This window comes from Kitasatospora sp. NPDC059088 (assembly GCF_042738155.1).
In the GTDB taxonomy this organism is placed as follows: Bacteria; Actinomycetota; Actinomycetes; order Streptomycetales; family Streptomycetaceae; genus Kitasatospora.
Genome location: NZ_JBHYGR010000024.1, coordinates 79,214 through 91,286, shown reverse-complemented (window position 1 = coordinate 91,286; position 12,073 = coordinate 79,214). Strand labels below are relative to the sequence as shown.

General features: G+C 77.2%; 6 protein-coding genes. 2 read left to right on the top strand and 4 right to left on the bottom strand.

Annotated elements, in window-relative coordinates; genetic code table 11:
* Positions 1-89 precede the first annotated feature (89 nt).
* Positions 90-1,082 carry a phosphatidylserine/phosphatidylglycerophosphate/cardiolipin synthase family protein gene (locus ACFWXO_RS13855; RefSeq protein WP_380523989.1) on the bottom strand — a complete coding sequence of 331 codons (993 nt, stop codon included), beginning with the start codon at positions 1,080-1,082 and terminating at the stop codon, positions 90-92.
* Positions 1,083-1,410: 328 nt separating this feature from the next.
* On the opposite strand from ACFWXO_RS13855, the gene ACFWXO_RS13850 reads away from it, so the two are divergent.
* Positions 1,411-2,697 (top strand): serine hydrolase domain-containing protein, encoded by a 1,287-nt coding sequence (locus tag ACFWXO_RS13850; protein WP_380523988.1) that lies wholly within the window; start codon positions 1,411-1,413, stop codon positions 2,695-2,697.
* 53 nt (positions 2,698-2,750) lie between these two features.
* Here the strand turns inward: ACFWXO_RS13850 and ACFWXO_RS13845 are convergent, their stop codons facing one another.
* The 3 genes from ACFWXO_RS13845 to ACFWXO_RS13835 form a co-directional block, all read right to left on the bottom strand.
* A complete protein-coding gene (locus ACFWXO_RS13845) occupies positions 2,751-5,180 on the bottom strand; it encodes an ATP-binding protein (RefSeq protein WP_380523986.1) in 2,430 nt (809 codons plus the stop codon).
* A gap of 303 nt (positions 5,181-5,483) precedes the next feature.
* Positions 5,484-8,243, bottom strand: coding sequence for a BTAD domain-containing putative transcriptional regulator (locus ACFWXO_RS13840; RefSeq protein ID WP_380523984.1), 2,760 nt, complete (start codon positions 8,241-8,243; stop codon positions 5,484-5,486).
* A gap of 108 nt (positions 8,244-8,351) precedes the next feature.
* The gene (locus tag ACFWXO_RS13835; RefSeq protein ID WP_380523983.1) at positions 8,352-8,825 is read right to left on the bottom strand and encodes a hypothetical protein; all 474 of its coding nucleotides are present in this window, start codon (positions 8,823-8,825) and stop codon (positions 8,352-8,354) included.
* Between the two features lie 241 nt (positions 8,826-9,066).
* On the opposite strand from ACFWXO_RS13835, the gene ACFWXO_RS13830 reads away from it, so the two are divergent.
* The gene (locus ACFWXO_RS13830) at positions 9,067-12,018 is read left to right on the top strand and encodes a BTAD domain-containing putative transcriptional regulator (RefSeq protein WP_380523981.1); all 2,952 of its coding nucleotides are present in this window, start codon (positions 9,067-9,069) and stop codon (positions 12,016-12,018) included.
* Positions 12,019-12,073: the final 55 nt, after the last annotated feature.

Sequence of the window (12,073 nt, the reverse complement as noted above, 5' to 3'; positions counted from 1 at the left end):
CCTCGTACTGGACGTACTTGGGCGATTCGGGCGTGCGTCCAGGCGGGATGCCCGGCGTCGCGCGCCTGGCAAGATCCGCCGGACAGGCCCTAGTAGGGCGTGCCGTTGGCGAAGTCGGTGGCGAAGGTCGACTCGATCGTGCTGAGCACCCCGGAGTCGGAGACGATCAGGCCCAGCTCGCGGTTGTTGTTCAGCGAGTTGTCGGAGAAGTTCTCCGAGCCGGCGAACACCTTGGCGGTGGGCGTGCCGTAGTCGGCGACGATGGCCTTGGCGTGGATGTACAGGCCGGTGGTCGAGGAGTAGGTGACCACCTTGGCGCCGGCCGCGGTGACCTCGTCGAAGGAGGAGCCGTAGGTGTCCGGGCTCATCCCGACGACGCGGACGGTGACGCCGCGGTTGGCGGCGGCGGTGACGGCGTCGACCAGGGCCGGGTCGCCGAACTCCAGCTCCTGGACGTCCAGCGAGGTCTGGGCGCCGTTGATCAGCGCCAGCAGGCGGTCCTGCGAGTCGGTGGGCGACCAGACCAGGTTGTCGCCGTCCGAGGGGGTGATCGAGGTCTTGGCGTAGTCGGCGGCGAAGACCTGCTCGATCGCGGCGACGTCGTTGGCGTCGGTGTCGACGACCCCGTAGTCGCGGCTGCTGGAGTAGTAGGTGGCGTCCAGGTTCCCGGTCAGGATCAGCGACTTGGCGCCGTCCACGGTGACGGTCTTCTGGTGGGTGTAGACGAACGCCGAGGAGGAGTACGTCACGCCGACGCCGGCCGCCTTGAGCGCGGAGTAGGCGGCGCCGTTGACCGAGCTGTGCTTCCCGTCCAGGATCACCCGGACCCGCACGCCGGCGCGCTGCCGGGCGATCAGGGCGTTCACGGCCGTGGTGTCGCGCAGCTCGTACATCGTCACGTCGACGGACCTGGTGGCCGAGTTGATCAGGCCGTAGACCGCGCTGTGGTCCTGGTCCGGGAAGACGATCGTCGAGTAGGCGCCGGTGACGGCGTCGGCGTGGGCGGCGCCGGAGGCGGATATCAGGCCGGCGCCGACGAGCAGCAGGGCGCCGGCACGGCGCGCGAAGGTGGCCAGGGGCATGGGGACTCCGTGGTCGGTGAGGGGGAAGTCGGCGCACGGCGGCACCGGGGGGCGGGCGCGCCAGGTGGCGTGCCCCGTGTGGACGACGTGGACACGCCGAACGGAACGGCCCGAACAGCATGCGGTCGCGGCGGTCAACGCGGGTAGATGACGGGAGGTAAAACCTTGCCCCCGGGCCGGAGAACGGATCGTGTCCCGGCAAAACGGCCCGGCAACGGACGAAGCGGGCACGAAGGTTCACATTGCCACCGGCCGCCCGGACCGGTGATAGTGATCATCGACCCGACGCGACCCGACCCCGCGTCAGCGCACGAGAGAGCCGAGGAACATGGCGAAGACCCGTCTGCTGCGTCCGCTCGCGGTGGCCGCCGCCGCTGCCGTCCTGGCGGCCACCGGAGCCGTACCCGCCCTGGCCGCCGGCCAGGACGGCCCGGCCCTGCCCACCCCCGACACCGCGGGGGTGCAGAGCGCGCTTCAAGCCACCGCCGCCGCCGGCGCCCCCGGCGCCTTCGCCGTGATCCGCGACCACGGCGAGGAGGACGTGACCCGCTCGCTGACCGCCGGCAAGGCCGACCTGGACGGCACCCCGATGAACTCCGCGTGGAGGTTCCGGGTCGGCAGCAACAGCAAGATGTTCGCCGCCGTTCTCGTGATGCAGCTGGCGCAGGAGGGCCGGATCGACCTCGACAAGCCGCTGCGCGACTACCTGCCGGCCGGCACCCTCCCGGCCGACTGGACGATGACCGGCCGCCAGGTGATGGAGCACCGGGCCGGCATCTACGACCACACCAACGACCTGCTGGAGCAGGCCGGCGAGGAGACCACCGCCGCCTTCGAGGCCCGGATCCGCAGCACGGTCTACACCCCCGCCCAGATGGTCGCCATGTCCGTCAAGCACGGGCAGCAGTACACCCCGGGCAGCCGCTACTCCTACTCCAACACCGACTTCGTGCTGATGGGCATGGCCGTCGAGAACCTCACCGGCCGCCCCTACGCCGACGTGCTGCGCGAGCGGATCATCGAGCCGCTCGGCCTGACCCAGACCTCCTTCGTCGTCCCGGACCAGCGGATCGAGGGCGCCCACGTCACCGGCTACCTCACCAACGACGACCGCACCAAGCCGCTGCTGGACTCCACCGAGCAGAACGGCTCCTGGGTCTGGGCCGCCGGCGCCGTCATCTCCACCGCCTCGGACCTCGACCGCTTCCTCGGCGCGCTGATGGCCGGCGACAACGGCGGGCTCGTCTCCGACGACTCGCTGCGCCAGATGGAGGCCGCGATCCCCACCCCGACCGCCAAGATCTCCTACGGGCTGGGCCTGCGCCGCATCTCGCTGACCTGCGGCGACGTGTACGGCCACGGCGGCATCGTCCAGGGCTTCCAGACCCAGTCCTTCGCCACCCCGGACGGGAAGCGCTCGGTGGTGGTCTTCGCCAACGCCTCCAACAACGGCTCGGTCACCCAGGGCCTGATGAACGCGCTGGAGCCGGCGTTCTGCGGGAAGAAGCCGGTGAAGGTGGCGCCGCGCACCAACAACGCCCCGGCCCAGCAGAACCAGCGGACCGTCCAGCACGACCAGGGGCTGCTGCCGGTGGTCGAGGACACCCGGATCTGACCCCGGACCCGGTGCTGGTCCGACAGTGATCCGCCGCCCGGGCCGGACCGTCGCTACAGCGCGACGGCCCGGCCCGGGCGGCCGTCCGTGCTCAGGTCGGTGAGCGCATCGGTGAGGATCTCGCGGGCCTCGTCCGCCCGCCCCTGTTCGATCAGCGCGGTGCCCAGCTCGGTCAGCGCCTTGGTCATGCTGTCCGGGCGCCCGACCGCCTCGTAGTGCACCAGGGCCTGCCGGTAGGCCTTCTCGGCGGCCGGCCAGCGCCTCAACGCCGCCCGGTCCTGGCCGAGTTCGTGCGCCGTCATGGCCGCCAGCAGGTGCATGAGCGGCGAGGACCAGCGCTCCACCAGCTCCAGCGCGCCGGCCAGCGCGCGGCGGCGGACGTCCACCGCCTCCTCGGCCCGGCCCAGCTCGCGCAGACAGGTCGCCGCCCCGCGCAGGGTGACCAGCCGTCCGATCATCGCGGCCCGGTTGTCGACCTCGGCGAAGGCGTCCGCCGCCCGCTGGTAGCTCTCGCTCGCCTCCCGGTGGCGCTGCAGCTGCCGAAGCCCGGAGCCGAGGTAGGTGAGCGCCCAGCCCTGCTGCTCGCGGTCGCCCAGCTCCTGGGCCAACTCCAGCCCCTCACCGGCGAGTTCGATGCCGCGCTGGTAGCGGTGCAGACAGGTGGTGTACGTCCAGGCCAGGTAGTTCACGTGCACCGCCTCGGCCCGCCGGTCGCCGCAGGCCCGGGCGGCGTCCACCGACAGCTGGAACACCTCGCCCCAGAGGTCCCAGCTCAGCAGCCGGTCGGAGAACCAGTGCATGGCCTCGGCGGTGTCGATCACCTCCCGGTGGCGGCCCTCCCGCTGGGCCCGGTAGAGCGCGGCCAGCCACTCCGGGTGCTCCTCCTCCAGCCAGCGGGCCGACTCGGTGAGGAGCAGCGCCGGATCGTCGGCGGAACCACCGGCGGAGGCGTCGGCCGAGGCGTCCGGGTCGAAGCGCAGGCCGTGCCCGGCCGCCTCGCGCAGCAGCCGGCGCCCGGCCTCGGTACGGGCCTCGGCGACGGCCCCGGCCGGCTCGTCGGCGGCCAGCCGCTCGCCCGCGTACAGCCGCACCAGGTCGTGCAGCCGGTAGCGCTCCGGGGTGGCGGGCTGCACCAGGCCGGCGTCGACGAGCTGCTCCAGGAGCAGCTCGGTGCGCCCGGCCGACAGCCCCGCGTAGTGCGCCAGGACGGCCGCGGTGAAGTCCTGCCCGGCGGTCAGTGCGCAGCGCCGGAGCACCAGCCGGGCTTCGGCCGGCAGCCTGCGGTAGGACAGCTCGAAGGCCGGACGGACCGCCAGGTCCCCGGTCTCCAGGAGGTCCAGGCGGTTCTCCTCGGCGGCGAGCTGGCGCGTCAGTTGGGCCACCGGCTGCTGCGGCCGGGCCACCAGCCGCTGCCCGGCGATCCGCAGCGCGAGCGGCAGGTAGCCGCACAGCCGGGCCAGGTCCGCGGCGGCGGCCGGTGCGGCCTCGACCCGTTCCGGCCCGGCGATCCGGGCCAGCAGGGCGGTGGCCTCGACCGGGGAGAGCACGTCGAGCCGCAGCCGGTGCACGGCCTCCAGGCCGGGCAGCGCGTGCCGGCTGGTCACGATGGTGACGGCGGGGCCGACGCCGGGCAGCAGCGGGCGCACCTGGCTCTCGTCGACGGCGTCGTCCAGCACCAGGACGAGCCGTCGGTCGCGCACCAGGGCGCGGAACAGTCCGGCCCGTTCCTCCGTCCCGGCGGGCACCGCGCCGTCCTTGACCCCGAGGGCGCGCAGCACCTGGCCGAGCGCCTCCCGGGCGGGCAGCGGGGTGGCGGCCATGCCGCCGAGGTCCAGCGAGAGCTGGCCGTCCGGGAAGGCCGGGGCGAGGGCGTGGGCGGCGTGCAGGGCGAAGGCGGTCTTGCCCAGGCCGGGCTGGCCGCTGATCAGCACCACCCGGGGGTGGGCGGGGTGCCGGTCCGCGGTGAGGGCGGCGAGGTCGGCGAGGGCCTGCTCGCGGGCGGTGAAGTCGGCGAGGTCGCGCGGCAGGGCGAGGGCTCCGGGCACCGGCGGGTCGGTCCGGGGCCCGGGGCCGCCGGGCGGTGCCTGGTCCGGGGCCGTACCCGGCCCGGGCGCCCCGGCGGCCCGGTGCGGCCCTGCGGACGGTCCGGCAGGGTCGGCGGCCGGTCCGCCGGGGCCGGTGGCCGCCGGGCTCGCGGCGCCGGTCGCCGGGCCCTGCGGGGGCACCTGCCGCACGCCCCGGGGGCGGCCGGACTGGGCGGCCCGCTCCAGCGCGGCGGTCTGCGGGCCGTCCAGGCCCAGGGCGGCGGCCAGCGCCTGCACGGTACGCCGCTGCGGTCCTCGGGTGCGGCCGCGCTCCATGTCCCCGAGGGCCCGCAGGCTGACCCCGGCGGTGGCCGCCAGGTCCTCCTGGGTCAGCCCGGCCGTCACCCGGTGGCCGGCCAGCAGATGGCCGAACTCCCCGGTCCCGCTCGCAACCACCATCTGCCCGCCCCGCCCCCTGGTCCGCTGGTCCGCGCTCGCGCAGTTCCGCCGCAGTTCTGCCGGGCCGCACGCCGGGCAGATCGTCTCAGGCAGAAGTATGCCCCGTGGGACGGACCGCGCGTACCCGGCCGCGGCCTGCGGGGATGTGGGAGGGACGGGCGCCCGGCGGGCGGAACCGCCCAGCGGAACCGCCTGTAGTTCCGCCTACCCCGTTGCCAGGGGAGGCAGTTGTGCACTCCCCCGACCACTCCCCCGACCACTTCCTCGACCCCGCCGGGGCCCCAGCGGCCCCCTGAGCGCCGCTCAGCGCTCCCCCGCGGCCAGCGCCCGTTCCTGCCGTCGGGCCTCCGTCCCCTCGACGCTGCGGCCGAGCGCGAACAGCAGGTCGGCGAGCAGCCCGTGCGAGCGCGCCTCCACGGCCGGGTCGCCGACGGTGCGGCCGAGGGCGACGGCGAGCCGGGCCGAGGACAGCGCCGCGTCCCGGCGGCCGAGGGCATGCAGGGCGCGGGCCCGGCCGTGGGTGGCGAGCACCGCCGCGCGGTCGGTCCGGACCCCCTCGCCGGTGCCGGAACGCTCCGCGCCCGGCCGGGCGGGGCCCGAACGCCCCCGGGCCGTACGGTCGGTGGCGATCCGGACCGCCTCGTCGGCGTGCGCCAGCGCCCGCTCCGGGGCGCCGACCCGCACCAGGGCCTCGGCGAGTTCGGTGAGCGCCCCGACCAGCAGGTGCCCGGTGGCCGGGGCCCGGGCGGCGGTCACCAGCTCGGTGAGCAGCGGCACCGCCCGGTCGTACTGCCCGGCCCGGGCCAGGGCGGCCGCCACCCGGCTGCGGCAGTGGTGGCGCAGCAGCGCGTCCCCGGCCCGGTCGGCGGCCGCGACGGCGGCGCCGAGCTGCTCCAGGGCGGTGCGGTGGGCCGCCCGGTGGACGTGCAGGACGGCCAGGTCGGTGCCCAGCCGGGCGAGCGCCGCGTCGTCCCGGGCGGCCTTCGCGGCGCGCAGCCCGGTCTCGGCGACGGCCCGCCGGTGCGCCCGGTCCTCGCCGCCGGTGTCCCCGGACAGTTCGTACAGCCGGCCGATCCGGTGGGCGAGCAGCCAGGCGGCGCCGGTGCGCCCGTACTGTTCGGCGCACAGGACGACGGCGTGCAGCGCGCTCTCCTCCCGGCGGAACCAGGCCGCCGGCCGGGCTCCGTCGCCACCGGCGGCGCCACCGATGTCGCCACCGATGCCGTCGCCGCTGCCGTCCGGGCCCCACGGGGCGGTCAGCTCCAGGTAGTGGGCGATCAGCCGGTCGAGGGCGCCGAACCGTTCCTCGCAGTCCAGTTCGGCGGCCTGCCCGGCGGCGTAGCGGCGGACCAGCTCGCGGCGGGCGTAGTGGCCGGGTGCGGTCTCGGCGAGCAGGTGGACGGCGTCGAGCGCGGTCAGCAGGGTGCGGGCGGCGGCGGGCCGCAGGTCGGCGAGCGCGGCGGCGGTGGCGGTGTCGATCACCGCGCCGGGGTGCAGTCCCAGCAGGGTGAACAGCCGGGCGGCGGCGGGCGGCAGGGTCCGGTAGGTGCGGTCCAGGGCGGCGATGATGCCGCTCGGGTCGGGCCCGCCGCCGACGCCGGCCAGGGCGGTCAGGCCGGTCTGCTCGTCGGCGAGTTCGGCGGCGAGGTCCCCCGGGGTCCAGTCCGGGCGGGCGGCCAGGCGGGCGGCGGCCAGGCGCAGGGCCAGCGGCAGGCGGTCGCAGCGTTCGGCGAGTTCGTCGAGTTCGGCGGCGGTCCGCGGGGCGGTGGCGGGGCGGTCCGGGCCGAGGGCGCGGGCGAGCAGCGCGCGGGCGTCCTGGGCGTTGAGCGGGCCGAGCGGCAGCGCCAGGGCGTCCTCGTGGAGCAGCAGTGCGCGCAGCCGGTCGCGGCTGGTGACGACGGCGACCGGGCCCAGGACGGAGCCGACCGTCGCGGGCCGGCCGGGCAGCAGCGGGGCGAGCCGCGGGTGGTCGGCGGCGTCGTCCAACAGGATCAGGATCCGGCGGTCGGCGAGCAGGGCGCGGTAGCGGGCGGCGCGTTCCTCCAGCCCGGCGGGGACGGCCTCGGGGGCGACGCCGAGGTCGGTGAGGAACCCGGCCAGGACGTCCGCGGGTTCGCGCGGCCCGTCCGGGTGGGTGCCGCGCAGGTCGGCGCGGAGCACGCCGTCCGGGAAGCGCTGCGCCGCCCAGTGCTGGACGAGAGCGGTCTTGCCCGCTCCGGCCGGGCCGGTCACCAGGATCGGACGGCCGGTCCGGGCGGCGACGGCCAGGGCCTCGTGCAGGCCGGCGAGTTCGGCGCTGCGGCCGACGAAGCGCCGGTCGGGCGGGGCGTGGCGGGCCAACTGCTCGCCGGCCATGCGTAGTTCCGGACCGGGCGGGCCGGACAGCCGGGTCAGCGCGTGGTCGTACCGGGCCCGGGCCTCCAGGCCGCGGCCGGCCTGCTCCAGGCACTGGACCAGCCGGGCCGCCAGCGGCTGGCGGCCCGGGTGGGCGTCGGCGGCCGCGCCGAGTTCGGCCACCAGTTCACCGCCGCGGCCGGCCAGCAGCAGCCGTTGGGCCAGCCGGTCCAGGGTGCGCAGCCGCAGGTCGGTGAGGGCCGGGAGGGTGCGGGTGCGCAGCAGCTCGGAGCCGCAGTCGGCGAGCGCCGGGCCGCGCCACAGGTCGAGGGCGGCGCGCAGCAGCGGGACGGCCGGATCGTCGGCGCCGAGCCGGGCGGCGGAGCCGGGCAGCAGCACCCCGGCCCGGTCGTGCAGCGCGCCGAAGCGGACCAGGTCCACCCGGTCCGCGTCACCCTCCAGGACGTACCCGCCGCCGCGGGTGCCCAGCACCAGCCGGGGGTCGTCCAGTCGGCGGCGCAGCGCGGCCACGTGCCCTTGGAGGGCGGCCCGGGCGGTGGGCGGTGCGGCGCCGTCCCAGACCAGTTCGATCAGTTCCTCGGCGCCCACCGGCTGGTTCAGCCGGACGGCCAGCGCCGCCAGCAGCGCGCGCCGCTTCGGGGCCGAGGGGGTGACCACCGTGCCGTCCGCCCGCCGGACCGTCATCGGCCCGAGCAGCTCGATCTCCATGCTCCCCTTCCCGTCGGGGGTCGTCGGCCTCCGGTGCCGCGCCGTCGCCCCCGTAGGGAGGGACGACGGGGCGGGCCCGAGCGGTTCAGTTCCCGGGCCCTGCCCGGTTCAGTTCCCGGGCCCGTCGGCCGGCCCGCCCGGGGCCGGTTCGCGGTCGGCCCAGGCCGGTGCGGTCCGGCGCTCGGGCCCGGCGAGGACCTGGACGTCGAACGGCGCGTACTCGTTGCCGTGGTCGCGTGCGGTGTAGCCGGCCGCCGTGAGGATCGCGATCATCGCGGTGGCCATCGCGGTCTGGGCCTCGCCCGACTGCCGGACCGCCGGGGTCTCCCCGTCGGCCTGCTGCGCCTCCTCCCCGGCCCGGCCGCGCAGACGGGGGCTGACGTGCCAGCTGACCAGCACTTCCGGGTCCGCCGCGCCGAAGTGCTGGTTCCAGGTGCTGACCCGGACCTCGGCGCCGGTGGCGAGGCCGCGGTGCAGGCCGGGGGCCGTCACCGGCAGCCCGGCGGCGGCGAGTTCGTCGCGGACCCGCTGGGCCAGCCGCTCGTACCGGGCGTTCACGTGTCTCTCGGAGTGCTCGTCCATGCCCGCACGCTATCCGGCCCGGGCACCGCCGCGGCAACCGGCGGCCGCGGGGCGCTACGGGGCGGGCGGGACTCCCGGACACGCCCCCAGGCAACCATCCGGCCCCTCCCGGGACTCTGTACCCCTGGCGGCCCGCGCGGCGACGAGCGTCCGGGCACGAACCGGGCCGGTGCGCGCAGGACGACTGCTCCGTCCCGGGGGCCGCCGTCGGATCATCGGGCGGGACGAGGTGGGGGTACGGGTGCGGATTCGGCTGCTCGGGCCGGTGGAGCTTCGGCTCGCGGCGGGCGGCCTCGCCACGCTGGCGGGGTCGCAGCGGCGCGCGGTGCTGGCACTGTCGGCGCTGCGGCTGGGGCAGGTGGTCGGCATGGACCAGTTCTGCGAGCTGCTGTGGGGCGAGCGGGCGCCGGCCAGCGCCCGGGCGGCGGTGCAGGGGCACGTCGCGGCGCTGCGCAAGGTGCTCGCCGACACCCCGTTCGAGCTGCACACCCGGGCCCACGGCTACCTGTTGAGCGGGCCGGCCGAGGAGGTGGACGCGCTGCGGTTCGCGGGGCTGGCCGGGCGGGCCGCCGACCGCGCCGACCGGGGTGCGGACGGGGAGGCGGTCGCGCTGCTGGAGGAGGCGCTGTGGCTGTGGCGCGGGGAGGCGCTGGCAGACCTGCCGGACACCCCCCTGCGGGCCGCGACCGCGGAGCAGTTGAAGCAGTCCGCGACGGCGGCCCTGCTCCGGTGGTCCGCGCTGCGGCTGGGGCAGGGCGCGGGGGCGGCGGCGGTGCCGCTGCTGGAGCAGAGCGTCCGGCGGGACGGGCTGCGCGAGGAGCTGGTGGCGCTGCTGATGCGCTGTCTGCACCAGGCCGGACGGCCCGCGGAGGCGCTGAGCGCCTACCACCGGACCAGGCTGCGGCTGGACCGCGAGCTGGGCATCCGGCCCGGGCCGGCGCTGCGGGCGGCGTTCGCCGAGGTGCTGGCGGACGACCGGCCGGCGCCGGTCGCGGTACCGGCCGCGGCCCCGGCGGCCGTCCCGGTGCCGGCCGCGGCCGGCGGGTCCCTTCCCCCGCCCGCCGGACCGCTCCCGACGGTCCCCCGGCAGCTGCCCGGGCTGCGCGTGGAACTGATCGGCCGCACCGCCGAGTTCCGCTGGCTGGACCGCGCCTGCGCCCCCGACCGGGCCACCGACGGACCGGCCCTGGTGGTCGGCCCCGCCGGGACCGGCAAGAGCGCCCTGGTCACCGCCTGGGCCCACCGGGCCGCCGACCGCTACCCGGACGGCCGGCTGTACGCGGACCTGCGCGGCCTCGACCCGGCCGGGCCGGCCGAGCCCGGCGCCGTCCTGGGCCGCTTCCTGCGCGCCCTCGGCGTCCCGGAGTGCGCCCTCCCGCCCACTCGGGCCGGCCGTGCGGCGCTCTACCGCGAGCGCACCCGGGGCCGCCGGCTGCTGGTCGTCCTGGACGACGCCGCCGACGCCGACCAGCTCGCCGACCTGCTGCCCGAGGGGCCGGGCTGCGCCGCCGTGGTCACCGCGCGCTGCTCCCTGGAGAAGCTGGTCGCCACCGACGACGCCGCCCTGCTGCGGCTGACCGCGCTGCCCGAGGACGACGCCCTGGCCCTGCTGGAGCACCTGCTGACGCCGAACCGGCTGCGCCCCGAACCGTCCGCCGCCACCGCACTCGTCCGGCTCTGCGAGGGCCTGCCGCTCGCCCTGCGGATCGCCGCCGCGCGGCTGGCCGCCCACCCGGAGTGGACGGTCGCCGCGCTGGTCGCCGACCTGGCCGACGAGGAGGGCCGGCTGGCCGCCCTGGAGCTCGACGAGCGCACCGGCCTGCGCCAGCAGCTGCTCCTCAGCCACCGCCAACTGCCGCCGTCGGCAGCCCGGTTGCTCGCCCTGCTGGCCGTCCACCCGGGCCCGGAGGTGGACGGCCAGGCGGCCGCCGCCCTGCTCGACACCGACCCGGCCACCGCCCACCGGGCGCTCGGCGAGCTGGCCTCCCGGCATCTGCTCACCGGCACCGCCCCGGGCCGCTACCACCGCACCGAGCTGGTCCGGCTGTTCGGCGTCCAGCTGCTCGCCGAACAGCCCGAGCAGCTCCGCGAGCAGGCCCGCGCCCGGCTGCTGGACCACTACCAGGCCGCGCTGCAGCACTGCGGCGGCTACCTCGACCCCGGCCAGGAGGACGCCGGGGTGCCCGCCCGGAGCCCGCAGGCCGTCCCGCCCGTGGTGGACATCCGCACCGCGCTCGACTGGTTCCGCGCCGAGGAGCCCGCCCTGCGGGCGCTGATCGACGAGGCCGCCGTCAGCGACCCCGGCCGGGCCTGGCGGCTCGCCCTGACCACCGGTTCGCTGTACTACGGCGCCAGCCGCTTCACCGACTGGCTGGCCCGCGCCGAGGTCGGCCTGGCGGCGGCGGAGCGCTGCGCGGACCCGGTCGCGGTGGCGTTCCTGCACAACTGCCGAGCCCAGGCACTGGTCGCCCTGGAGCGCCGGCACGAGTCGGCCGAGGCGTCCCGGCGCGCGGTGGCGGCCGCCGAGTCCGCCGAGGGGCCGGCCGCCGCCTCGGCGCGGGTGCGGGCACAGGCCTCGCTGGCCCTGGTCACCGCGATGCTCGGGGACTCCGCCGGGGCGCAGCGGCTGGCGGCGGAGGCGACCGCGCTCGCCGTCCGGTCGGGCGACCGGAAGCGGCTGGTCGACGCCCTGGTCCACCAGGGCTGGGTGAGTCTGGCGACCGGGGATCCGACGGCCGCCCAGCGGCTGTCCCAGGAGGCCCGGGAGCTGCTGCCGCCCCGCCCGGTCACCCAGGTGCACCTGTGGTCGCTGCTGACCGAGGCGCAGGCCCTGCCGCCGACCGTCCGGGACCACGCCGCGGACCTGGCCTGGCACCGGCTGCTGGCCGCCTGCGAGGAGGCGGGCCTGCTCTACCTCCACGCGGTCACCGAACAGTCCTACGCGGCCCACCTGGTGGCCCGGGGCCGCGCGCCGCAGGTGCGCGAGCGGCTGGCCTCGGCGCTGGAGCGCTTCCGCCGGCACGACCGGCTGGCCGGGCACCGCAGCGAGTTCACGGCCGGTCTGGAGGCCTCGCTCAGCCTGCGCGCCGGGGACGGGCCGGAGGCCGGGTGCGCGCCCGGCGGGCCGCCGGGCGGCGTACCCGGCAGCGCACCCGGCAGCGACCGGACCGCCGTGGACGGTCCGGTCGCGTAGCGCTCACCCGACGGCCGTCCCCCGGAGTCCTACCGAGGGTTCGGCCGGAGGGATC

Bases quoted from the DNA above. Each gene is read 5' to 3' on its own strand.
- ACFWXO_RS13855 (WP_380523989.1), bottom strand. From the start codon at position 1,082: ATGCCCCTGGCCACCTTCGCGCGCCGTGCCGGCGCCCTGCTGCTCGTC.
- ACFWXO_RS13850 (WP_380523988.1), top strand. From the start codon at position 1,411: ATGGCGAAGACCCGTCTGCTGCGTCCGCTCGCGGTGGCCGCCGCCGCT.
- ACFWXO_RS13845 (WP_380523986.1), bottom strand. From the start codon at position 5,180: ATGGTGGTTGCGAGCGGGACCGGGGAGTTCGGCCATCTGCTGGCCGGC.
- ACFWXO_RS13840 (WP_380523984.1), bottom strand. From the start codon at position 8,243: ATGGAGATCGAGCTGCTCGGGCCGATGACGGTCCGGCGGGCGGACGGC.
- ACFWXO_RS13835 (WP_380523983.1), bottom strand. From the start codon at position 8,825: ATGGACGAGCACTCCGAGAGACACGTGAACGCCCGGTACGAGCGGCTG.